20 protein-coding genes, 1 pseudogene and 1 riboswitch are annotated in these 21,949 nt (G+C 72.8%); of the genes and pseudogenes, 5 read left to right on the forward strand and 16 right to left on the reverse strand.

Features of this window, described 5'->3' with window-relative positions:
• The first annotated feature begins 172 nt into the window (after window positions 1–172).
• Genes AB0I21_RS03095 through AB0I21_RS03105 form a run of 3 tightly spaced genes read left to right on the forward strand, consistent with a single transcriptional unit; the run spans window position 173 to window position 5,012 of the window.
• Window positions 173–1,231 (forward strand): MoxR family ATPase, encoded by a 1,059-nt coding sequence (locus AB0I21_RS03095; protein ID WP_344503910.1) that lies wholly within the window; start codon window positions 173–175, stop codon window positions 1,229–1,231.
• 2 nt (window positions 1,232–1,233) lie between these two features.
• The gene (locus tag AB0I21_RS03100) at window positions 1,234–2,532 is read left to right on the forward strand and encodes a DUF58 domain-containing protein (protein WP_344503909.1); all 1,299 of its coding nucleotides are present in this window, start codon (window positions 1,234–1,236) and stop codon (window positions 2,530–2,532) included.
• A complete protein-coding gene (locus AB0I21_RS03105) occupies window positions 2,529–5,012 on the forward strand; it encodes a DUF3488 and transglutaminase-like domain-containing protein (protein ID WP_360558619.1) in 2,484 nt (827 codons plus the stop codon). Before AB0I21_RS03100 ends, AB0I21_RS03105 begins: the two co-directional genes overlap by 4 nt.
• 1,357 nt (window positions 5,013–6,369) lie before the next feature.
• Here the strand turns inward: AB0I21_RS03105 and AB0I21_RS03110 are convergent.
• Together AB0I21_RS03110 and AB0I21_RS03115 are read right to left on the reverse strand one after the other, a co-directional pair.
• A complete protein-coding gene (locus tag AB0I21_RS03110) occupies window positions 6,370–6,756 on the reverse strand; it encodes a DUF3040 domain-containing protein (protein WP_344503907.1) in 387 nt (128 codons plus the stop codon).
• A gap of 151 nt (window positions 6,757–6,907) precedes the next feature.
• Window positions 6,908–8,221 (reverse strand): DNA polymerase IV, encoded by a 1,314-nt coding sequence (locus tag AB0I21_RS03115; RefSeq protein ID WP_360558621.1) that lies wholly within the window; start codon window positions 8,219–8,221, stop codon window positions 6,908–6,910.
• 115 nt (window positions 8,222–8,336) lie between these two features.
• On the opposite strand from AB0I21_RS03115, the gene AB0I21_RS03120 reads away from it, so the two are divergent.
• Window positions 8,337–8,747 carry a hypothetical protein gene (locus AB0I21_RS03120; RefSeq protein WP_360558622.1) on the forward strand — a complete coding sequence of 137 codons (411 nt, stop codon included), beginning with the start codon at window positions 8,337–8,339 and terminating at the stop codon, window positions 8,745–8,747.
• On the opposite strand, the gene AB0I21_RS03125 is transcribed toward AB0I21_RS03120, so the two are convergent.
• The 9 genes and pseudogenes from AB0I21_RS03125 to thiE all read right to left on the reverse strand — a co-directional run.
• The gene (locus AB0I21_RS03125; protein WP_360558624.1) at window positions 8,744–9,892 is read right to left on the reverse strand and encodes a nucleotide pyrophosphatase/phosphodiesterase family protein; all 1,149 of its coding nucleotides are present in this window, start codon (window positions 9,890–9,892) and stop codon (window positions 8,744–8,746) included. The two genes, AB0I21_RS03120 and AB0I21_RS03125, sit on opposite strands and share 4 nt — an antisense overlap.
• Entirely contained in the window at window positions 9,892–10,614 is a 723-nt protein-coding gene (locus AB0I21_RS03130; protein ID WP_360558626.1) for a methyltransferase domain-containing protein, read from the reverse strand. Before AB0I21_RS03130 ends, AB0I21_RS03125 begins: the two co-directional genes overlap by 1 nt.
• A gap of 20 nt (window positions 10,615–10,634) precedes the next feature.
• Window positions 10,635–12,173, reverse strand: coding sequence for a phosphomethylpyrimidine synthase ThiC (gene thiC / locus AB0I21_RS03135; protein ID WP_360558628.1), 1,539 nt, complete (start codon window positions 12,171–12,173; stop codon window positions 10,635–10,637).
• 128 nt (window positions 12,174–12,301) lie between these two features.
• Window positions 12,302–13,105, reverse strand: coding sequence for a bifunctional hydroxymethylpyrimidine kinase/phosphomethylpyrimidine kinase (thiD, locus tag AB0I21_RS03140; RefSeq protein ID WP_344503901.1), 804 nt, complete (start codon window positions 13,103–13,105; stop codon window positions 12,302–12,304).
• Between the two features lie 29 nt (window positions 13,106–13,134).
• Window positions 13,135–13,650, reverse strand: coding sequence for a thiamine phosphate synthase (locus AB0I21_RS03145; RefSeq protein ID WP_360558630.1), 516 nt, complete (start codon window positions 13,648–13,650; stop codon window positions 13,135–13,137).
• Window positions 13,644–14,390 carry a thiazole synthase gene (locus AB0I21_RS03150; RefSeq protein WP_360558683.1) on the reverse strand — a complete coding sequence of 249 codons (747 nt, stop codon included), beginning with the start codon at window positions 14,388–14,390 and terminating at the stop codon, window positions 13,644–13,646. Before AB0I21_RS03150 ends, AB0I21_RS03145 begins: the two co-directional genes overlap by 7 nt.
• A gap of 55 nt (window positions 14,391–14,445) precedes the next feature.
• Window positions 14,446–14,652 carry a sulfur carrier protein ThiS gene (gene thiS, locus AB0I21_RS03155; protein WP_344504029.1) on the reverse strand — a complete coding sequence of 69 codons (207 nt, stop codon included), beginning with the start codon at window positions 14,650–14,652 and terminating at the stop codon, window positions 14,446–14,448.
• A riboswitch (TPP riboswitch) is annotated at window positions 14,651–14,761 on the reverse strand. It overlaps the preceding gene by 2 nt.
• A gap of 25 nt (window positions 14,762–14,786) precedes the next feature.
• Window positions 14,787–15,839 (reverse strand): glycine oxidase ThiO, encoded by a 1,053-nt coding sequence (gene thiO, locus AB0I21_RS03160; protein WP_360558632.1) that lies wholly within the window; start codon window positions 15,837–15,839, stop codon window positions 14,787–14,789.
• 605 nt (window positions 15,840–16,444) lie between these two features.
• Window positions 16,445–17,041: pseudogene (gene thiE, locus AB0I21_RS03165) on the reverse strand (thiamine phosphate synthase); the annotation flags it as partial.
• A 12-nt stretch (window positions 17,042–17,053) separates the two neighbouring features.
• Between thiE and AB0I21_RS03170 the strand changes: the two are divergent.
• Window positions 17,054–18,028, forward strand: coding sequence for an aldo/keto reductase (locus tag AB0I21_RS03170; protein WP_360558634.1), 975 nt, complete (start codon window positions 17,054–17,056; stop codon window positions 18,026–18,028).
• 46 nt (window positions 18,029–18,074) lie between these two features.
• Here the strand turns inward: AB0I21_RS03170 and AB0I21_RS03175 are convergent, their stop codons facing one another.
• The 5 genes from AB0I21_RS03175 to AB0I21_RS03195 all read right to left on the reverse strand — a co-directional run bounded on the left by AB0I21_RS03175 (window position 18,075) and on the right by AB0I21_RS03195 (window position 21,912).
• Window positions 18,075–18,515, reverse strand: a complete 441-nt coding sequence (locus AB0I21_RS03175; protein ID WP_360558636.1) for a hypothetical protein — start codon at window positions 18,513–18,515, stop codon at window positions 18,075–18,077.
• A gap of 99 nt (window positions 18,516–18,614) precedes the next feature.
• Window positions 18,615–19,235, reverse strand: a complete 621-nt coding sequence (gene lepB, locus AB0I21_RS03180; protein ID WP_360558638.1) for a signal peptidase I — start codon at window positions 19,233–19,235, stop codon at window positions 18,615–18,617.
• Window positions 19,232–19,555, reverse strand: a complete 324-nt coding sequence (locus tag AB0I21_RS03185; protein WP_344503895.1) for a PadR family transcriptional regulator — start codon at window positions 19,553–19,555, stop codon at window positions 19,232–19,234. Before AB0I21_RS03185 ends, lepB begins: the two co-directional genes overlap by 4 nt.
• A gap of 23 nt (window positions 19,556–19,578) precedes the next feature.
• On the reverse strand, window positions 19,579–20,100 hold the full coding sequence (locus AB0I21_RS03190) for an endonuclease V (protein WP_360558640.1): 522 nt from the start codon (window positions 20,098–20,100) through the stop codon (window positions 19,579–19,581).
• Window positions 20,101–20,262: 162 nt separating this feature from the next.
• Window positions 20,263–21,912, reverse strand: coding sequence for an NAD(P)-binding protein (locus tag AB0I21_RS03195; RefSeq protein WP_360558642.1), 1,650 nt, complete (start codon window positions 21,910–21,912; stop codon window positions 20,263–20,265).
• Between the last annotated feature and the right edge of the window lie 37 nt (window positions 21,913–21,949).

Below are 21,949 nucleotides of genomic sequence, written 5' to 3' on the forward strand. Positions count from 1 at the left end.
AGTCACGGCCGTGATGTCCGGAATGACGTTTTCCGGTGCGGCGCGGTGTGCGATCCCCGGCTAGCCTGAGGGGATATAAACGGCTCGGCTTGCCAACGTTTCCGTGCAACCGGGCGGTCCACCTACGGGTCTATCACCTAACGGTGGCCACAGCAGGACACGAGGAGGCCAGTTGACCAGGCACCGCACGTTCGAGGAGCTCGGGGCCCCACTCCCCAGCCCGGAGTTCCGCGCCGCGACCGATGCGATCGTCGCCAACATCGAGCAGGTCATCGAGGGCAAGACCGCCACTGTGCGGCTCGCGCTCGCCGTGCTGCTCGCTGAGGGCCACCTCCTCATCGAAGACGTACCCGGCGTCGGCAAGACCAAGCTCGCCAAGGCTCTGGCGAAGTCGATCGACTGTTCGGTCCGGCGTATCCAGTTCACGCCCGACCTGCTGCCCAGCGACGTCACCGGCGTCAGCGTCTACAACCAGGAGACGCGCGACTTCGAGTTCAAGCCGGGCGCGGTGTTCGCCAACATCGTCGTCGGCGACGAGATCAACCGGGCCTCGCCGAAGACGCAGTCGGCGCTGCTGGAGAGCATGGAGGAGCGGCAGGTCACGGTCGACGGCGCGACCTACCCGCTGCAGGTCCCGTTCATGGTCATCGCCACGCAGAACCCGATCGAGATGGAAGGCACCTACCCGCTGCCGGAGGCGCAGCGCGACCGGTTCACCGCCCGGATCGCGATGGGCTACCCCGACATGGGTGCCGAGCTCGCGATGCTCGACGTGCACGGCCGCCACGACGCGCTCGACGACATCCTGCCCGTCTCCGACGCCACCCAGGTCCGCCGCATGATCGCCACCGTCCGTGACGTGCACGTCGCCGACGCGGTGAAGCAGTATGCGGTCAACATCGTCACCGCCACCCGCGAGTCCGGCGAGCTGCGCCTGGGCTCGTCGCCCCGCGCGACGCTGCAGCTGCTGCGCACGGCCCGCGCCGTCGCCGCCCTCGAAGGGCGCGAGTTCGTGCTCCCCGACGACCTGCAGGCCCTGGCCGTGCCGGTCCTCGCGCACCGGGTCATCCCGACCGCCGAGGCGCAGCTGTCCCGCCGCACCACCGACGCGATCATCGCCGAGCTCGTCCACCGGCTGCCGCTGCCCTCGGACCGGCAGCCGCGCTCGCCGTATGACACCCGACCGGCCGACCGCACCCAGCCGCGCGGGCAACAGTTCGGGGGTCGCTGAGCATGCGGGAGGCGCTGCGGGGGCTCACCACCCGGGGCCGTAGCTTCCTGGCCGCCGCCGCAGCGGCCCTCATCGCGTCGCTGATCCTGGGCGAGCGCGACCTGCTCCGGGTGGCGGTGCTGCTCGCGGCGCTGCCGCTGCTGTCCGCCGCGTATGTGGGCCGCACCCGATACCGGCTGTCCTGCAGCCGCACCCTGGACCCGCACCGGGTGCAGGTCGGCGCCAGCGCGCGGGTGATCCTCCGCCTGCAGAACCTGTCCCGCCTGCCCACCGGCACGATGCTGCTCGAGGACCGGCTGCCGTATGCGCTCGGCAGCCGGCCGCGGCTGGTGCTGGAGAAGCTGGGCGCGCACCAGGCCAGCTCCGTGGCCTACACGGTGCGCGCCGACGTCCGCGGCCGGTATGAGGTCGGCCCCCTGGTCGTGCGGCTCACCGACCCGTTCGGGCTGTGCGAGCTGACCAGGGCGTTCCCGTCGGTCGACCGGCTCACCGTCATCCCGCAGGTCGTGCCGCTGCCGTCGGTGCGCCTCGCCGGCGAGTTCGCCGGCTCCGGGGAGAGCCGCGCCCGGTCGGTGGCCGTGCACGGCGAGGACGACGCCGCGACCCGCGAATACCGCTACGGCGACGACCTGCGCCGGGTCCACTGGCGCTCCACCGCCCGGACCGGCGAGCTCATGGTCCGCCGCGAGGAGCAGCCGTGGGAGAGCCGGGCGACGGTCGTGCTCGACACGCGCTCCACCGCCCACCGCGGCGAGGGACCGACCGCCAGCTTCGAGTGGGCGGTGTCCGCCGCGGCCAGCGTCGCGGTGCACCTGCGCCACGCGGGCTACAAGATGCGCCTGGTCACCGACGCCGGGGTCGACGTCGACGCGACCGAGATCGACGGCGACGGTCCGCTGCTGGATCAGCTGGCCGATGTACGGCTGGCGCAACGCGGCGACATCGGCACGCTCATCGAGCGGGTCCGGCGGCGCAGCGACGGCGGCCTGATCATCGGCATCTTCGGGCTCCTGTCGTCGGCGGAGGCCGAGCTCCTGGCCGGGTTCCGGTCCAACAACGCGACCTGCGTCGCCCTGTTCATCGACTCCTCGACGTGGCTCAACCTGCCGACGGCGGCCCGCGAGGAGGCCGACAAGGCCCACGGCGTCGCCTCCCTCGCGCTGCTGCGCAGCGGGTGGCGGGTCGTCGAGGTCCCGCACGGTGCGAAACTGCCGGCACTGTGGCCACAAGCCGGACGGGGGTCGCAGGGCTTCGCCTGGCGGGCCGCGTCGGCCGAGAGCGTCGCCGGAGGCGTGCGGTGAACCAGCGCAAGCACCTGACCCTGATCGCTGCGGGGTCCGCCTACCTGTCGGCGCTGCCGCTGTTCAACGTCTTCGAGGAGATCACCTGGGCGGTCCGGGCGTTCCTCGTCGTGGCCGCCATGTGCGGCGTGGCGCTGCTGGTCCGCAGCCTGCGGGCGCCGACGTGGGCGCCGAGCGCCGCGATGGCGGTCGCCGCGCTGTTCGGGCTGACCTGGCTCTACCCGAGCTCCAGGGAGTACATCGGGATCATCCCCTCCCCCGACACGCTCAAGCACTTCGGCCGGCTGCTGAGCACCGCGTCGACCGAGATGAGCGAGTTCGCAACGCCGGTCGGTGACCGGCCCGGCTTCCTGTTCCTGGCCACGCTCGGCGTCGCGGTCGTCGCCCTCGTCGTCGACCTGTTCGCCGTCGTGCTGCGCCGCCCGGCCCTCGCCGGCCTGCCGATGCTCGCGATCTACTCGGTGCCGGTCACCGTCACCGCCGAGAGCACCAGCTGGCTGCCGTTCGCGCTCGGCGCCGTCGGGTTCCTGTGGCTGCTGGTCACCGACAACGTCGACCGGGTCCGCCGCTTCGGCCGCCGCTTCACCGGCGACGGCCGCGACGTCGACCTGTGGGAGCCCTCGCCGCTCGCCGCCGCCGGCCAGCGCCTCGGCGCGGTCGGTGTGATCGCGGCCGTGCTGCTGCCGCTCGTGCCGTTCGCGATGCCCGCCGGCGTGATCGACTCGATCGGCGCCGGCGCGGGTGGCGGTGGCGGGATCGGCCCCGGCGGCAAGAACGGCAAGCAGGTCAGCATGTTCGCCCTGCTCTCCGGCCAGCTCAACCGGGACAAGTCCTTCGACATGGTCAAGGTGACCAACGTCAGCAACGACCCCAACCCGTACTACCTGCGCTTCAACGTGCTCGAGGAGCTCACCAGCAAGGGCTTCAACGCCAAGCCGATCACCGGCGGCAAGAGCGTCAGCGCCGGCCTGGCCGCCCCGGGCTGGAACGGGTCCGTGAAGACCACCACCCACAAGGCCAGCATCGAGGTCACCAACGAGCTGGCGATCTACTTCCTGCCGATCTACACCTGGCCGACGAAGCTGGAGAAGATCGACAACAACTGGTCCTTCGACCCGAACACCGCCGTCGTGTACTCCAGCAAGCAGACGACGGCGAAGAAGAAGTACACGGTCGAGTACACCCGCCCCGAGATCAGCCCCGACGACCTGCGCAAGGCCGCGCCGATCAAGGAGAACGACCCGGCGGTGCACGGCACCCTGACCGTCCCGGCCAACAACACCGTCAAGGACAAGGTCGCCGAGCTCACCAAGGGCAAGACCACGGAGTACGACAAGGTCAAGGCGATCTACGAGTACTTCTCGCAGGCCAACGGCTTCGTCTACGACACGAGCACCGGCTCGGACACCAGCGGCTCGGCCATCGCCGACTTCCTCAAGAACAAGCGCGGCTACTGCGCCCAGTACGCGGCCGCCTTCGGCTGGCTCCTGCGCGAGGCGAAGATCCCGTCCCGGGTCGCCTTCGGCTTCGCCCGCGGCGGCACCCGCCAGGGCCAGACGATGACGCTCACCAACTTCAACCTGCACGCGTGGACCGAGGTGTACTTCCCGGGCTACGGCTGGCTGCCCTTCGACGCCACGCCCCCGCAGGCGATCGGCGGGTCGGTCTCCACGTCGTACCTGCCCAACGCCGCCAGCGAGCAGATCGACCCGGCCGACGAGAACCTCCGCAACCGCCCCGGCGGCGCCCCGAGCAGCAGCGCCGAGGCCGCCCCCGCCGGCGACAGCGGCAACAACCCCGGCAACGTCGGCGGCGTCGGCCCCGAGACGCAGGACGCCACGCTGGTCTCGGTGCTCGCCGTCGGCGGCGCCTGGCTCCTGGGCAGCCTGCTCGTCGTGGCGCTGCTCCTGTCCCCGGCCCTCGTCCGCAACCGCACCCGCCGCACCCGCCTGACGGCCGCGGCCGCGGCCAAGGACGTGTCGGGCGGCCCACCCCCCGAAGGCGCCCCACCGGGCGTCATGGTCCTGCTCGCCGACGACGGCGAGGCCCGCTCCCAGGCCCACCACGCCTGGGACGAGCTGGTCGACACGATGGTCGACTACAACGTCTCCGTCGACGACGCCGAAACCCCCCGCGCCACGGTCAACCGCCTCGTCACGAAGGAACGCCTCCGCGACAAGGCCGAGCAGGGCGTCCGCCTGCTGAGCACCGTGGAGGAGCACGCCCGTTACGCCCGAACCCCCCTGACCGGCGGCCAGCTCCGCTCAGCCGTCGACGACGTCAGGACCGCGTTCGCCGCCCGCGCCACCCGCAAGACCCGCATCCTGGCAGTCCTCCTGCCCCCGTCGGTCCTGCGCCGCTGGCGCGCCGCCACCACCCAACGCTCCAGCAACGCCACCCTGGCCCTGGGCCGAGCCTGGGACAAACTCATGCGCGCCATCAGCGTCCGCCGCTTCGTAGCCCGCCGCGCCGACCGCTGACCTACCCGTGCCAACCAGGCGCCCCGGACCCTTCCACCCGTCCGGGGCGCCCCTCTTCACCCCCACCCACCCCACCGCAACAGCAACGTGCCGGAACAGCCCCGCCCGGCAACAGCCCCCGGCAACAGGGGGACAGCTAAATCGACGGGGATGGGACAGCCCGACCCGGCAACAGCCACGGCCAGACGACAGCCACAGCTCAGGCAACGGGGACGGCCACGGGGCCGCGACGGCCAGACGACGCCCCAGGCGACAACCCCGGCGACTTGGACAGCCACAGTCCAGGCCACGACCGCAGCCCCGGCGACAGCGACAGCGCCCACTGCGACCATGCCCGTGTGCCGGCACCGCCGCCCCGCCGCCACCACCCCTGATCAACGCCCTGCACCGACACGGACAGCGACGTCATGACCTAGCCCCCGCAGTCACACCGGCAGGACACCCACCGACGCGATGATCCAAGGCCAGATCTGGCCACCCCGACAGCCAGAACCATCCTTCGATCAACCGCCAACGCCACCAGCACCACCCTCACCGCCGCAACGCCCCTCGACACAGCGATCAGGGACACGACCGGCCCCGCCAACACCCGGCACGATCCTCTGATCAACACCCTGCACCGGCACCGGCAGCGACCGTCATGACCCAGTCCCCGCAGCCACACCGGCAGGACACCCACCGACGCCATGATCCAAGGCCAGATCTGGCCACCCCGACAGCCAGAACCATCCTTCGATCAACCCAACAACACCACCCTCACCGCCACCGACACCCGGCACCGTCCTCTGATCAACCCACCACGCGACGATCAGGGCCGCGAGTGCCGTACCCCCGGGCCCAGCGCTCAACGGCTGATCACCCTCAACCCGGCCGCCGACGCGGAGCCACCGTCCGCGGCGCACCGTGCCACCTGCTCCGGCCCAGCGTGCCGGCCAACTGCCCCCACCCGAACGTCACCGACACACCCCACGCCCACCCACCCGGCTCACCGAAAACCGACCCTCGACGGAACCACAAGCCGCCGTCAGAGGAGCCTGCGGTCCGGGACAACGCGCCTGGCCAGACCGCGGCACAGGATCACCCGCGCCGTGCTGGTCCCGTGGACGAGAGTTCCAGGGGATGGTCCGGCGGCGGCGTGGCTCTGGGCGGGCTGCCAGGGGGTGAGCTGTGGGCGAGGGGTGACCTGAAGGGTGAGCCGCGGCGCAGGTGCGACGCAGGCCAGGAGCGAGACAGCCCTCCTCCGAGGTGTGGGGGCGGGCTGGGCAGTCGGTGGAGGAGTACCCCGCGCGCTGGGCAGACGGGTGGGCGCGTCGACGAGGAACCCGTGTCGACGCGCCCTTGCCTGGCCCGGGTGGGGTCAGGCGTCGCCTTCAGGGCGGCGGCGCCAGCGCTCTTCCAGGCGGTCGACCAGGCCGCCCCTGCGCTGCTGCCGGGTACGGCGTGTGGCCGTGCCGCCGACGGCGTGCAGGTCGGTGCTCTGTCCGCGGCGGTACGCCTGGACGCCGAAGACGAGGGCGCCCAGCATGACGACGAAGCCGCCGACGCCGAGGGGTGGGATTGAGATGGCGACGCCATAGACCAGTAGCGCCATGCCGGCGAGTAGGAGCACCGCGGCGGCGATCATCCGACGCTTGGCATGGAACCGCGGGTCGGTGGCTCGCACCGCCGAGGCAAACTTGGGGTCCTCGGCTAGCGACCGCTCGATCTGCTCGAACAGCCGCTGCTCGTGTTCCGAGAGCGGCACGGCACTCCTCCCCGGTCGCGAAGGTCGACCCTGATGGACCGACAGTCCGGCACAGCCCGTCGGGCTGCGTACTGGCAAGTTTACGAGGGGCTCACCGGGTCGGAAAGCGGGACGATGGTCCGGCCGTGCCGATTTTCCGTCGAGTCGTGCTCTATCTGCCCCCATTGTGGCGTGTCGGCGGTCCGGAAGGTGGGTCGGGGGCGGGTGCGGCGCCATTGCCGTCGCCGCGGAGGCCGTCGCCGCGCAGGAGGCTGGCGGGCTTGACGAGGCCCGCGCCGAAGCGGGCGGCGACCGCATCGGCGGCGCGTTCGGCGTCGCGCCAGCCGTGGTCGCGCTCACCGAGCGTCATCTGGCGTGGCGCTCCGTCAGCGGAGGAGAGGCTCTCGACGCGGACGCCGATGAGGCGGATGCGCTCGCCAGGGCGGGCGGAGGTGAACAGGGTCCACGAGATCTCGAAGATCTCCCGGGCGACGTCGGTCGGGATGTCTACGGTGCGTGATCGGCTCAGGGTTTGGAAGTCGGCGAGCCTGATCTTGACCGCGATGGTGCGGCCGGCCTGGCCGGCGTGGCGGAGGCGCTGGGCGACCTTGTTGGACAGGGCGAGCATCGTGCGTCGGATGATTGACAGGTCGCTGACGTCGACGTCGAACGTGGTCTCGGCGCCGATCGACTTCTCCACGTGGTCGGGAATCACCCGTCGGGGGTCACGCGCCCACGACAGCTCGTGCAGATGGTGGGCGGCGGCGTCGCCGACGGCGGCGCGGAGCATGCCGAGCGGGGCGGCGGCGAGGTCGCCGACGGTCTTGAGGCCGAGCCGCTGGAGGGTCTCGGCGGTCCGGTCGCCGACGCCCCACAGGGCGCCGACGGGCAGCGGGTGCAGATACCGCAGGGCCAGGGCGGTCGGGACGACGGCCATGCCGTCGGGCTTGGCGCGGGTCGAGCCGAGCTTCGCCATGAACTTCGTCGAGGCCACCCCCACGGAGCAGGTCAGCCGCTGCTCGGTGGCGACCCGGCGGCGGATCAGGGCGGCGATCTCGGCGGGGCGGCCGAGCAGCTTGCGGGCGCCGGCCACGTCGAGGAACGCCTCGTCGAGCGACAGCGGCTCGACCAGCGGCGTCACGTCGCGGAAGATCGCCATGACCGCGCGGGACGCCTCCGTGTAGGCGGCGAAGTCGGGCGGCAGGAAGATCGCGTGCGGGCAGAGCCGCTGCGCTCTGCTGCCGGGCATGGCGCTGCGCACCCCGAACCGGCGGGCCTCATAGCTGGCGGCGGACACGACGCCACGCGGCCCCGCGCCGCCGACGATGACGGCCTTGCCGCGCAGCTCCGGGCGGCGGCGGATCTCGACCGACGCGTAGAACGCGTCCATGTCGACGTGCAGCACCGTGCAGCCGGTGTCGTCGGCGTCGGGTCCGAACTCCCCCGCGCCCGAACCGTCCCTCGGCACCACCTGACTCCGCCCCATGCCCGCACTCTAGCCAGACCCCCCGACAAAAACGGCAAGAGAAAACGGCAAGCCAGACCCCGGCAGACAATCGGCGGCGTTTGACGGGAAGTTAGGATTGCCTTACCTTCCTTGGATGGCCCTCCTCGCGCTGACGTCGCCGCTGGCGCCCGTCGTCGCGGCCGTGGAAGGCCTCAGGCTGCAGCATCCGGACCTCGTCCGCTGCGTCGCGCGGGGGTTGATGACCAGCGGCGGCGACGGCTGGCGCCCCGGCACGGACCGGTGCGCCCTCGCCGTGCTCCTGGTCGCGGGCTGGACCAGGGCGCGCAGGGTGCCGCTGCCGGCCTGCGGCGAGACGTTCCTCAACCAGGCCGGCCAGCTCGGGATCCGCCGGGCGCGGGTGGCGGTCCTGTGCGACGACCCCGTCGCGGGAGCACCCGGCGTGGTGGTCGCCGCGTCGAGGCACGAGCTGCTCCAGATCGTCCTGGAGCACGCGGTCGACGCGGGGCCGGAGCTGCGGAGCACGCTCCAGAGGTTGAAGGCCTAGCTGCGCACCACCAGCAGCGGGATCTGCATCTCCGCCGCCGTGCTCGACCCGTGGAACGCCACCATCTTCGTATACCGCAGCGGCTCGTGCTCCGTGGCCATGATCGCCCACCGCTCGTGGCAGATGACGACCACGTCGCCGACGCGGGCGAGGTGCTGCTGCGGGATCGGCCCGAACCAGCCTCCCGCGACCGCCTCGTCGCGGCTGAGCACGGTGGCCCGGTCCCCGAGGACCCCCCGCCAGGTGGCGATGACGTCGTCGTGCGCGCCGGGGACGGCGTGCAGATACCGCACCCGGGGCTCCCCCGCGACGACCGCGACGCCGGCCCGCAGCCGGGCGTCCTGGTCGAGGTCGAGGCGCCGGTCGGCGGGGATGTCGACCTGCCCGTGGTCGGCGGTCACGACCAGCGCCGAGTTGGGCAGCAGCCCGTCGACGAGGCGGGTGAGGAGCCGGTCGGCGTCGGCGACGGCCGTCCGCCACTCGCCGGTCCCGATACCGAAGTCGTGGCCGGCGCGGTCGACGTCGGGCAGGTACCCATACACGAGGCGGGAGGACCGCAACGCGAACAGCATCGAGGCCGCGACCTCGTCATAGGCGATCCCGGCGCCGAACCGGGCGCCGCGGTAGGCGGACACGGACAGGCCGGTCCGCTCGAACTTCGGGTTGCTGACGACGGTGGGGGCGAGCCCCGCGTTGCCGGCCCGGGTGAACGCGGTCGGCAGCGGCTGCCACTGCGCGGGGTCGGGCTGGTCCTCCCAGTGCAGGTGGTTGACGAGCTTGTCGGTGCCGGGCTGGTTGAGCACGATGCCGACGATGCCGTGGGCGCCGGGCGGGGCGCCGGTGCCGAGGGTGACGAGGCTGACCGGGGTCGTCGACGGGAAGCCTGCGGTGATCGAGCGGGCGGTGCCGAGCCGGCCACCGAGGAAGTCGGTGATCGTCGGCGCGTGGGGCGCGGCGACGCCGAGCTGGTGCCAGCCGAGCCCGTCGAGGAGCAGCACGGCGACCCGGTCGACGCCGGCGAGGGCGGCGCCGAGGCCGAGGGCGTCCCGCTCATACGGCATCCCGAGGACGCTCAGCACGCTGGGCATGATCTCGGCGAGGCTCGCCTGCCCGTAGCGGGGTGCGACGGGGTCGAGCACGCCCATCAGTGTCTCCTGCAGAGCAGGTGCAGCTGGGTGGCGATGTCCCGGTAGGGCGGGGTGCCGGCGAGGGCCAGCTCGAACGCCTGCAGCGCCTCCGGCTCGCTCTCCGCGACGCTGCCGGGCACCAGGTCGGCGATGATCCGGACGCCGTGGATCTGCTCGACCTCGAACCCGCAGCCGGTCAGCAGGGCCGTGGCGGTGCCGACGTCATAGCGCCGGCTGAGCCGGTCGCGGGTGTCGCCGCGCCCGTCGGGGCTGGCGACGAGCAGCGACGCGGCGGCGAGGTGCCCGCCGATCGCCTTGGCGAGGACGGCGGCGGCCCGGTTGGCGACGACGACGCTGGCGGCGCCGCCGGGGCGCAGGGTCGCGGCGAGCGCGGTGACGACCTTGTGCGGGTCGTCGACCACCTCGAGCATGCTGTGGCACAGCACGAGGTCGACGCTGCCGGGCGGGACGAGGTCGGCGAGGCCGTCGCCGTCGCCCTGCACGGCGGTGATCCGGTCGGCGACGCCGGCCTCGTCGGCCCGCCTGGTGAGCGCGGCGAGGGCGTCGGGGCTGGGGTCGACGACGGTGACGGCGTGCCCGGCGCGGGCCAGCGGCACGGCGAACCCACCGGTGCCGCCGCCGACGTCGAGGGCGGTCAGGGGGTGGTCGGCCGCGGCGATCTCGCGTCGCAGGACCTGCCAGACCACCGCGGTGCGTGGCGACGCCACTGAGGACTCCACCCCCCGACCTTAATACCCACCTACGACACAACCGGCAGGTATACCTGCCCGCCCGACGCGACGAACTCCTCGGACTTCGCCTGCATCTCCAGCGACAACGACTGGCTGATCTTCATGGAGCAGAACTTCGGGCCGCACATCGAGCAGAAGTGCGCCGTCTTCGCCGCCGACGCCGGGAGCGTCTCGTCGTGATACGAGCGCGCCGTGTCGGGGTCCATCGCCAGGTTGAACTGGTCCTCCCAGCGGAACTCGAACCGCGCCTTGGACAGCGCGTCGTCCCACGCCTGCGCGCCGGGGTGGCCCTTGGCGAGGTCGGCGGCGTGCGCCGCGATCTTGTACGCGATGACGCCGGCCTTGACGTCGTCGCGGTTCGGCAGCCCGAGGTGCTCCTTCGGCGTGACGTAGCAGAGCATCGCCGTGCCGTACATGGCGATCATGGCGGCGCCGATGGCGCTGGTGATGTGGTCGTAGGCGGGCGCGACATCGGTGGTGAGCGGTCCGAGCGTGTAGAACGGCGCCTCGTGGCACCACTCCATCTGCAGGTCCACGTTCTCCTTGATCTTGTGCATGGGCACGTGGCCGGGGCCTTCGATCATGACCTGCACGTCGTGCTCCCACGCCACCTTCGTCAGCTCGCCCAGGGTGCGCAGCTCCGCGAGCTGCGCCTCGTCGTTCGCGTCGGCGATCGAGCCGGGGCGGAGCCCGTCACCGAGGGAGAAGGCGACGTCGTACCGGGCGAAGATCTCACACAGCTCGGCGAAGTGCGTGTACAGGAAGTTCTCCTCGTGACGCGCCAGGCACCAGGCGGCCATGATCGAACCGCCCCGGGAGACGATGCCCGTCACCCGGCCGACGGTCATCGGCACGTACCGCAGCAGCACCCCGGCATGGACGGTCATGTAGTCGACGCCCTGCTCGGCCTGCTCGATGACCGTGTCGCGGTACGCCTCCCAGGTCAGCTTGAGCGGGTCGCCGCCGACCTTCTCCAGGGCCTGGTAGATCGGCACGGTCCCGATCGGCACCGGCGAGTTGCGCACGATCGCCTCGCGGGTGGCGTGGATGTGCTTGCCGGTGGACAGGTCCATGACCGTGTCCGCGCCCCACTTCGTCGCCCAGGTGAGCTTCGCGACCTCCTCCTCGACGCCGGAGGAGACCGCGGAGGTGCCGATGTTGGCGTTGACCTTCACCAGGAAGCGGCTGCCGATCACCATCGGCTCGCTCTCGGGGTGGTTGACGTTGTTGGGCAGGATCGCCCGCCCGGCCGCGATCTCGTCGCGCACCAGCGACGGGTCGACACCCTCGCGGATCGCCACGAACTCCATCTCCGGCGTGATGATCCCCTGCCGCGCGTAGTACAGCTGCGTCCGCTCTCCGCCATGATCGCCGCTGCGTGCCGCGATCCACGGCGCGCGCAGCGGCGGGAGGCCGGCGGGCGGGTCGTTCAGCGGGCCGCTGGTGTCGTAGAGGCGCACCGGTGGGTTGCCGCCGCTCAGCTCGACCTCGGCGAACGGCACACGGATGTCGTCGCGGGACCCCTGGACGTGGACCTTGCGCTTCATGGCGCATCCTTTCGTGGGCTGTGGGCACGGCGAAGCGGGCACGCCATGAGGCGCACCTGTTCGCGTTTTCGGCAGATGTACTGAGCGAGCGGGCCGGACCAGAAGATCCGCGGGCCGGACCTGGTGGGTTACGGAAGCGGGCCGGAGAAGGGACCCCACGCGAGCGGACCGTGCCCGGCGCCGAGCCGCCAGCCGGACGAGGCGCTCAAGGCCGACTGCACGTACTGCTTCGCCCCGGCGAGCGCCTCGGCGAGAGGCTCCCCGAGCGCGAGCCGGGCCGCGGTCGCCGCCGCGAACGTGCACCCGGTGCCGTGGTTGTTCGCGGTGTCGACCCACGGCAGCGACAGCAGCTCGACGGTGCCGCCGACGCAGACGACGTCGACGGCGTCGCGGCTGCCGCGCAGGTGGCCGCCCTTCACCACGACACACTTCGGTCCGGTCGCGGCGAGGTCCTGGGCGGCCTTGATCGCGTCGTCGACGTCGGTGACGTCCCGGCCGAGCAGCACCGACGCCTCCCGCAGGTTGGGCGTGACGACGGCGGCGTGCGGAAAGAGCAGGTCGAGGTACGCGCGCTCGGCGTCCCGGGTGAAGAGCCGGTCCCCGGACGACGCGACGAGCACCGGGTCGACGACGAGGCCGGGCAGCCGCGGCGCGTACGACGCGACGAGGGCGACGGTCTCGGGTGTGGCGAGCATGCCGGTCTTGACGGCGGCGACGGGCAGGTCGGCGAGGACCGCGTCGAGCTGCGCCCCGACGAACCCGGGGTCGACGGCGGAGATCCCCCGCACGCCGACGGTGTTCTGCGCGGTGAGGGCGGTGATCACGCTGGTGCCGAAGACCCGGTGCGCGGCGAACGTCTTCAGGTCCGCCTGGATCCCCGCACCCCCACCGGAGTCGGACCCGGCGATGGTCAGCGCAACACTCGGGTTCACGCCGTCACCTCCGCTGCGCTCCGGGCCGCTCACGCGGTCATCAGCTCCTTGACGAACCTCGCGGGGTCGTCGGCGCGCATGACGGCGCCCATGACGGCGACGCCCGCGGCTCCCTCGTCGAGGCAGTCCCGGACCCGCGCGGGCGAGTCGACGCCGCCCAGGGCGTACACCGGCAGCGGGACGACCAGTGCCATCCTGGCGAACGCGGCCAGGCCCAGCGGGGGGCCGTAGCCGGGCTTGGACCGGGTCGGGAAGATCGGCGACAGGGTCGCGAACCCCGCCTTCGCCTCGGCCGCGGCGAAGAGCTCCGCCTGGTCGTGGCACTTGCGGAACGCGGCCGTGTCCTCCGCCAGCACGAGCCGGCCCTTGACGCCGTCGAGCATGCCGCGGAGCCGGTCGGCGAGGTCGGCGCGGGCCCCCTCGGGCAGGTCCTGCTCGCCGAGGACGACCAGCCGCGCGCCGCCGTCGATCGCCCGGTTGACCACCTCGTCGAGCGGCCGGTGCGCCTGCCGGCGGTCGGTGAACAGCACCAGCCTCGTCACCATGGCAGTCCCCCCATCGGGCTCGAGGCGGTCGCGTACAGGCGGCGCGGGATCCTCCCGGCGGTGTGTGCGAGCCGGCCCGCCTCGACGGCGAGCCGCATCGCCGCCGCCATGCGCGCGGGGTGTTCGGCGCGGGTGACCGCGGTCGCGAGCAGCACCCCGTCGCAGCCGAGCTCCATCGCCAGCGCCGCGTCGGAGGCGGTGCCGATCCCGGCGTCGAGGATGACCGGCACGGTCACCTTCTGCCGGATGAGCGCGATGTTGTGCGGGTTGCGGATGCCGAGGCCGGAGCCGATGGGCGCGCCGAGCGGCATGACCGCGGCGCATCCGGCGTCGGCGAGGCGCTGGGCGAGGACCGGGTCGTCGGTGGTGTACGGCAGGACCGTGAACCCGTCCTCGACGAGCCGCTCCGCGGCGGTGACCAGCTCGACCGCGTCGGGCAGCAGCGTCTCCTCGTCGCCGATGACCTCCAGCTTGACCCACGCCGTGTCGAACGCCTCCCTGGCCAGGTGGGCGAGCTTCACCGCCTCGGTCGCCGTGTAGCAACCGGCGGTGTTGGGCAGCACCCGCACGCCGCACCGTTCGACGACGTCGAGCAGCGACGGTGCGCCCGGGTCGAGCCTGCGCAGCGCGACCGTGACGAGCCCGGTGCCGCTGGCCCGGATCGCGGCCTCGAGCGCGGCGTGGCTGGTCGCCCCGCCGGTGCCGAGGATGAGCCGCGACGGCAGGTCCTCCCCGGCGATGCCGAGCTTCGCACCGTCACCGTTGCCGGCGCCGCCGATGGCGCCGTTGCCGAGGTCAGCCACCTTGGACCGCCGTGAGGACGTCGATGGTGTCGCCGTCGACCGGCCTGGTCCCGGCCCAGTCGGCCCTCGGCACGACGGACCCGTTCAACGCGACGGCGACGCCCCGCGGGTCGGCGACCCCGGCGAGGCCACGGACGACGTCGGCGACGGTCGCGGTGTCGTCCACATCGGCGGCGACCGCGTTGACCACGAGCTGCATACGGCTCACTCCTGACTCCCTGCGCCGGCATGATCCGGATCAGGTTCGACGGTCGGGGGCTGACAGCCCCCCTCTCAGCCCGGTCATACCGGACTCCCGTGGGGTACGAGCTGACCATAACCCCGCCGCGGTCCTCAGGTAAAGCGGCCCACCCCGTACGCGCTGATGTCCACATCCGTCGATCCCTTGGTGACCAGGTCGGCGACGGCGTGCGCGGTGACCGGCGCGAGGAGCACCCCGTGCCGGTAGTGCCCGCCCGCGACGTACACGTCGCCGTGCGGGTGCCCTTCGAGCCGGCCGAGGATCGGGGCGTTGTCCGGGGTCCCAGGCCGCAGGCCGGCGAGGGTCTCCGCGAGCGCCAGCTCGGCGACCCCCGGCAGCAGGTCCGCGGCAGGTCGCAGCAGGTCGAGCACCCCACCGGCGGTCACCGTCGTGTCGGCACCGCGCTCCTCCTCCGTCGCCCCGACGACCAGCTCCCCGTCGGCGCGCGGCACCAGGTACACGTGCCGCCCCAGCGCGACGCCCCGCACGACGTGCGTGAGCAGCGGCTCGGCCCCCCGCAACCGGAGCAGCTGTCCCTTCACCGGCCGCACCGGCAGCCCGGTCAACCGCCCGATCCCGATCCCGTTCGCGATGATGATCACATCGTCCCGCAGGCTGGACAGATCCTCGACGTCCCGCTCCACCCACGTGACCGGCAGCCGCTGCGACCGCAGCGCCGCGAGCAGCAGCCGCGGGTCGACCTGATGGTCCCCGGTCGCCTTCGCCCCGCCGCGCACCCGCGGGCTGAGCATCGGCTCCAGCTCCCGCAGCTCCCGCCCCCGCAGCGGCTCGACCGGCAGCCCCGCCCGCAGGTAGTAGTCGACGAGCCGCCGCACCTCGGTGAGGTCGTCCTCGGTGAGCGCGACGAGCAGCGTCCCCTCCCTCCGGTACCCCAGCGGCATCCCGGTCGCCGCGCTCAGCTCCGCCGCGAACCCGGGCCACCGCCGCATCGACTCGAGCATCAGCCCCTGCAGCGCCTCCTCCCCGAAGCTCGCCTCGGCCGCCGGCGCCAGCATCCCCGCCGCGACCCGGCCCGCCCCCCGCCGCGGGTCCCGGTCGTACACGGTGACCCGCTCCCCACGCCGCACCAGCTCCCACGCGACGCTGAGCCCGACGATCCCTCCCCCGACGATCCCGACCTTCACGCCACCCCTCCAGCCGGACCCTGCCCCGACGCCGCATGCCCACCGGCATGGCCCGCGCCCAGCGAGCGCGGCGGACCGCCTTCCCCAGACGGACACGGGCCGTCGCCCTCCCGGGACGGACACGGGCCGTCGCCCTTCCGGGACGGGCGGGGGCCGTCGCCTCCCTCGGATAAGTCCAGGCGCAAGCGCCCGGATTTATCCGATATTTCGCTTTTATCCGGCGGCAAGACGGCGGTTGAAGTGGTCATGGAATCAGCAGCGCGATCGGCCGCCGAACTGGTCGCGGAATCAGTGGCGCGATCGGCCGCCGAACTGCTCGCGGAGTCAGTAGCGCGATCGGCCGCCGAACTGGTCGCGGCCGTTCCGGACGCGGAGACGGCAGCGAACGGAGAAGCGTCGGAAGAGGAGCGGCTGACCGGGGAAGCATCACCCGCCGAGGAGGAGCCGGTAGCGGAAGCAGCGCCGACGGGACCACCCACCGCAGACGCCGCAGACGCCCCAGACGCAGTGACCGGCGAAGCAGCCGACCCGGACTGAGCGGGCGGGGAAGGTCGGGTCGGGAGGGAAGCCGTTGACGGAGGGGCGGCGGCGAGGACGGCGGCGAAGGCGGCGGCCGCCGCGGCCGGGTCGGGGGCGGTGCTCATCGCACCGACGACGGCGACGGCGTGGGCCCCCGCCGCGAACAACGTCGCGGCGCGCGACGGGGTGACGCCACCGATCGCGATGACCGGGACGTCGACCGCCTCGACGACGGCGCGCACGCCGGAAGGGCCGATGGCGGCGGGGAGGCCGGTCTTCGTGGTGGTCGAGTACGCGGGACCCACGCCGAGGTAGGAGGCGCCGTCGGCGACCGCCTGGCGGGCCGAGGCGGGGTTGCGGGCGGTCGCGCCGAGGATCGCGTGCGGGCCCAGGACCCGGCGGGCGGCGGACACGGGCAGGTCGTCGGCGCCGACGTGGGCGCCGTCGGCGCCGGCGGCGAGGGCGATGTGCAGGCGGTCGTTGACGAGGCAGACGGCGCCCGCGGCGCGGCAGAGGGCGACGACGCGCAGGGTCAGCTCGTACGCCTCACGGTCGGTGACGCTGTCCTCGGGGCGGACCTGGACGACGGTGAAGCCGGCGGCGAGCGCGTGCCCGACGACGCCGAGGACGTCGCGGCCGGGCCGGGTATCGGTGATGAGATGAAGTCGTCCTAGCACCGCGATAGTTTTTCAGACATGAAGCAGGTGCGACTTGGCCGGACCGGGCTGAAGGTCTCCGAGATCTGTCTCGGCATGATGAGCTACGGCGATCCCGCGTGGCGTGACTGGGTGCTCGACGAGGAGGCCGCGGACCCGTTCGTGCGGCGTGCCGTCGAGGCCGGGATCACGTTCTTCGACACCGCCGACGTCTACTCCCTCGGCGCCAGCGAGACCGTGACGGGGCGGCTGCTGGCGAAGTACTTCCCGCGCCGCGACGACTACGTGCTGGCCACCAAGGTGTACAGCGTGATGAGCGACCGCCCCAACGACTCGGGGCTGTCGCGCAAGCACATCCTCGCCGGCATCGACAACTCGCTGCGGCGGCTCGGCGTCGACCACGTCGACCTGTACCAGATCCACCGCTTCGACCCGGAGACCCCGGTCGAGGAGACCATGGCGGCGCTGCACGACGTCGTGCGGTCGGGGAAGGCCCGGTACATCGGCGCTTCCAGCATGTACGCGTGGCAGTTCGCGAAGATGCAGCACACGGCCCGGGCCAACGGCTGGACGGAGTTCGTGTCGATGCAGAACCACTACAACCTCGTCTACCGCGAGGAGGAGCGGGAGATGCTGCCGCTCTGCGCCGACCAGGGCATCGGCGTCATCCCGTGGAGCCCCCTCGCCAGGGGCATGCTGGCCGGCAACCGCGGGCGCGGCGACGAGCGGCGCACGACGAGGGCGGCGAGCGACGCGTTCAGCTCCATGTACACCGACGACGACTTCGCCGTCGTGGACGTCAACGCGGAGGTGGCCGGCGAGCGCGGGGTCGCCCCGGCGCAGGTGGCGCTCGCGTGGCTGCTGTCCAGGCCGGTCGTCACGGCGCCGATCGTGGGCGCGACGAAGCTGTCGCACCTGGAGGACGCGATCGCCGCGACCGAGCTGACCCTGGACGAGAAGGAGATCGAGCGCCTCGAGGCGCCGTACGCGCCGCACCCCGTATTGGGTCACTGAAACGGCGAAAGGCCGGCCCGGAAGGGCCGGCCTTTCGCGGTGGAACTTAGTTGGAGGCGACACCGAGCGCGGCGCTGCCGCCGTCGGTTTGCAGCTGGGTGCTCGAGGCGAACGTGCTGTCGAGGCGCTGCTGCAGAGCGTCGAGCTGGTCGTACTCCGACACCGACGACTGCTCCGAACCCTCCGCGGCGAACACGTGGTCCGCGTTGGCCTCGTTGTGGTCGTACGAGGTGAAGTCCGACTCCTCGTACTGCGCACCCGACGGGTCCGTGAACGACACGTGGTGACCCTGGTCGAACGACGTCGACTCGGCCGACGCGGAGTCCTGCTCGTACACGCCGAAGTTCGAGTCGTAGTTGTTGTCAGCCGCGTGCACCTGGTGCAGCTGGTCCAGCGACTCGTGGTCCGCACCGGCCTCCACGTGACCGTAGTCGGTGCCGCCGTCGTACCCGTGGTCGCCGCTGTCGCCGCTGTCCCACTCGCTCATTGCATTTCTCCCCGGTGTCCGGTGTGTTTTCCCGTTGCTGTCGAAGACAACGTTAGTCAATCTTGCGGACCGTCGAATCCCCGAAACGTGCCACGGGGATCACACCAGCAGGACGCGGCCGGTGACGCCGGAGGCGGGCACGGGGCCGTAGTGGCGGGAGTCGCGGGCGACCTCGCGGTTGTCGCCGAGGACGTAGAGCATGCCGTCGGGGACCGTCACCGGCGTGCAGCCGGTGGCCGCGCCGTGGACGTAGGGCTCGTCCAGCGGCGTGCCGTCGCGGCGCACCCTGCCGCCGGCGCAGTCGATGGTGTCGCCGGCGAGGCCGATGACCCTGTCGACGGTGGTGAACGAGCCGCCGGCGCCCGACGGGGCGCGCAGCACGACGACGTCGCCGCGGTCGATGCCCGTCAGCCGGAACGAGAGCCGGTCGACGACCGCGTGGTCACCGATCGACAAGGTCGGCGCCATCGCGCCCGACGGGATCGAGCGGAGCTGAAACGCGGCCAGCGCGGCGGTCGCGACCAGGGCCGCGACGACGGCACGGCGGACCCGGCGCCGCTCCCGCACCGCGACCCACAGGCCGCCGGCGGTCCAGCGCAGCACCGGCCAGGTGCCCTTGACCTCGTCGAGCTCGGCGATGACGGCGGCGCCCCACGGGCTGCGGCTGCCGGCGAACGCCACCGTCAGGACGCCGCGGGCGAGCCGGTGGACGGCGCTCACGACGCGGTCCGCGGGTGCAGGCGCGGCGCCGGAGCGGTAGCCTGCGCCGCGCGCCGGGCCAGGCGCGAGCGGGCCAGCGACGCGCCGTCCTGAGTCAGCCGGTACAGGTGGCGCGGGGGACGCCCGGGCTGCTCCGCCGGCTCCCAGCGGGTCTCCAGCAGCGCCCCCTCCGCGAGGCGCATCAGGATCGGGTAGAGCGAACCGGACGCCAGCCCGGTCTCGCGGCTCAGGTCATACCCGTACCGCCACGCGTCGGGCGCGGCGAGCAGGGCCTCGAAGACGTGCAGCGTCTGTGGCGACGAGTGCGGCAACCTCGGCATACCTGAAACTCTACATATGAAGACTATCGCTGGAAAGGGGTGGCTCGCCCCCGGGCGAGGGCGTCGACCCGGCGCAGCGCGTCCGGCAGGCGGAACGCCCCGGCCATCGCCGCGACCATCGCGGCCGCGTCGGGGAGCGGTACCCCCGCCGCGGTGACGAACAGGGGCCGGTCGGCGCCGCCACGGCGCACGGCGACCGCGTGGGTGGCGCTGCGGAACGCGGTCTTCGCCACGCCGACCACGGGGATGCCGAGCGCGTCGCGGACGTGCGCGCCGAGGCCCGGGCGGCCGTCCGGGTCCAGGTCGACGTAACCGTCGACGATGAGCAGGTCGAGCGGTGGCAGCGGATCCAGCAGCGCGTGGACCGCCGGTAGCTCGCGCTTGTAGAAGGCGCCCGGCTCATACGGGGCGACGTCGTCGAGCCAGGTGACGCGCTCGTCGAGCAGCGCGCCGAACGTCGGCTCGCCGGCGACCACCAGCGCACCCCGGGCGCCCCCGGTGTCCGGATAGTCGACGTCGATGGCGCCGTACCGCCGCGGGTTCACACCGGCAAGTGAACCAGCCCTGCGTCGCGGGTCGGCGCAGGGCCTCGATCGGGGCGTCGGTCATCAGCTTGCGCGTGATCGCGGAGCGCTCGACGTGTTCACGTCAGCGGCCGCGGTACGTGGAGCGCTCGACGGTCGCCCGGCCAGGGTGACCGGCGGGTGTCAGGGGCGGGTGGCGGCCCGCTCCAGCAGGGAGACGAGGCCGGCGCGGGTCGCCACGACGATCATCGTGTGGCTGCGGTCGAGGGTCCGGCCGCGGTTGCGTTCGGGCCACCAGAAGGTCTGGACGCCCTGGCCGAGGCCGGGGCGGCCGGTCTGGACGGCGACGAGACGGAGCTCGTCGGCGACGCCGACCTCGTGGAACGGGCGGCCCTCCAGCAGCGAGCGGGCGCCGACGCGGACCTCCGCGACGAGCAGGACGCGGCGGCCGACGGGGATCGTGTCGACGACCTCGCTGCCGACCATCGACGCGGCGAAGGCGGGGGCGGCCAGGTAGGAGACGCTGCGGGAGTGGTTGATGCCGAAGGCGACCTTGATCCGCCGGGCGAAGTCCTCCTCGAACAGCCGCAGCACGACCCGCAGGTCGGCGCGCAGCGAACGGGCGAGCAGGGCCGCCTCCAGGTTGGTGACGTCGTCGGTGGTGACCATGACGAGGCAGCGGGCCGTGGCCACCGACGCGGCCTCGAGGGTCTCGGTGTCCTTGGCGTCGCCGAGGATCACCGGGATGCCGAGCGCCCGGGCGACCGCCACGCCGCGGGCGGTCGGGGCGCGGTCCACGGCCACCACGTCGATGCCCTGGTCGTGCAGGCCCTGCACGACGCGCGCGCCGACGTTGCCGAGGCCGATGACGATCACGTGGTCGCCGACGGGCACGGCCAGACCGCCGGCGGCGATCTTCAGGCGGGCCTTGACGAGGGTGTTGACGACGGCGGCGGTGACCGCCGGGATGACCGCGACGCCCGCGAAGACCAGCGCGAGGTCGACGGCCTGGCTGATCCGGCCGGCCTCCAGGTCGGCGTTGGCGCCGCCGAGGGTCGTGAGCACGGTGACGTACAGCGCCCGCCACGGGCTCAGGTCCCGGACGGTGGCGACCACGACGCTGCCGGTCGCGATCAGGGCGAACACGCCGGCGAGGACCCGTCGCAGGCCGCCCTTGAGCACGAGCCGGGTCATCCGCAGCGGGTGTCGGCCGTCGCGCCGCGGCGCCGGCTGGACCTGGCCGTAGACGCTGACGAGGACCAGGTCGGCGGCGTCGTCCGGGGGCAGGGTGACGCCGGCGGCGGTGTCCGCCAGGCCGCACCGGATGTCGGCCGGGTTCGCGAGCGCACGGTCGACGGCGGCGAGCCGCTGGCCGTCGGTGAGCTGGATCGACGTCGGGGTGTTGTCGCCGAGCGCCGCCGCGACGAACGCCGGCGCGGCGATCTCCGACGCGGACAGGACCGCGCAGTTGCGCACCCGCGACGCCACGCCGGCGCCGAGCACGGTGTTGAACATCCGCAGCACGACCCGGACGTCGGGCAGCGCCTCCCGGGCGATCAGCGCCGCGTCGACGTTGGCGACGTCGTCGGCGTCGACGAACGCGATCGCCTCGGCGTCGGCGAGCTCGGGCCGCAGGAACGTGGCCGCCGTCAGGCGACGCTCCTGCACCACCATCGACCACGGGTCGGGCGCGCACAGCTCGGCGATCTCGGGCGCCAGGTTCTGCGTGAGCGACGGGACCACGGCCGTCACCTGCGCGCCGTAGCTGTTGATCAGCTCGCCGACCAGCCGCCGTGCGAGAGCGTTGTCACCCCAGACGACGAACCGGCGCACATCGACGATTGTATAAACGTCAGGTGAGCCTGAGGCG

Origin of the sequence: Dactylosporangium sp. NPDC050588 (assembly GCF_040654975.1) — a bacterium.
GTDB lineage: Bacteria > Actinomycetota > Actinomycetes > Mycobacteriales > Micromonosporaceae > Dactylosporangium > Dactylosporangium maewongense.

Bases quoted from the DNA above. Each gene is read 5' to 3' on its own strand.
- AB0I21_RS03100 (WP_344503909.1), top strand. From the start codon at position 1,234: ATGCGGGAGGCGCTGCGGGGGCTCACCACCCGGGGCCGTAGCTTCCTG.
- thiS (WP_344504029.1), bottom strand. From the start codon at position 14,652: ATGCAGCTCGTGGTCAACGCGGTCGCCGCCGATGTGGACGACACCGCG.
- AB0I21_RS03145 (WP_360558630.1), bottom strand. From the start codon at position 13,650: ATGGTGACGAGGCTGGTGCTGTTCACCGACCGCCGGCAGGCGCACCGG.
- AB0I21_RS03175 (WP_360558636.1), bottom strand. From the start codon at position 18,515: ATGAGCGAGTGGGACAGCGGCGACAGCGGCGACCACGGGTACGACGGC.
- AB0I21_RS03120 (WP_360558622.1), top strand. From the start codon at position 8,337: ATGGCCCTCCTCGCGCTGACGTCGCCGCTGGCGCCCGTCGTCGCGGCC.
- AB0I21_RS03115 (WP_360558621.1), bottom strand. From the start codon at position 8,221: ATGGGGCGGAGTCAGGTGGTGCCGAGGGACGGTTCGGGCGCGGGGGAG.
- AB0I21_RS03170 (WP_360558634.1), top strand. From the start codon at position 17,054: ATGAAGCAGGTGCGACTTGGCCGGACCGGGCTGAAGGTCTCCGAGATC.
- AB0I21_RS03185 (WP_344503895.1), bottom strand. From the start codon at position 19,555: ATGCCGAGGTTGCCGCACTCGTCGCCACAGACGCTGCACGTCTTCGAG.
- AB0I21_RS03125 (WP_360558624.1), bottom strand. From the start codon at position 9,892: ATGGGCGTGCTCGACCCCGTCGCACCCCGCTACGGGCAGGCGAGCCTC.
- thiC (WP_360558628.1), bottom strand. From the start codon at position 12,173: ATGAAGCGCAAGGTCCACGTCCAGGGGTCCCGCGACGACATCCGTGTG.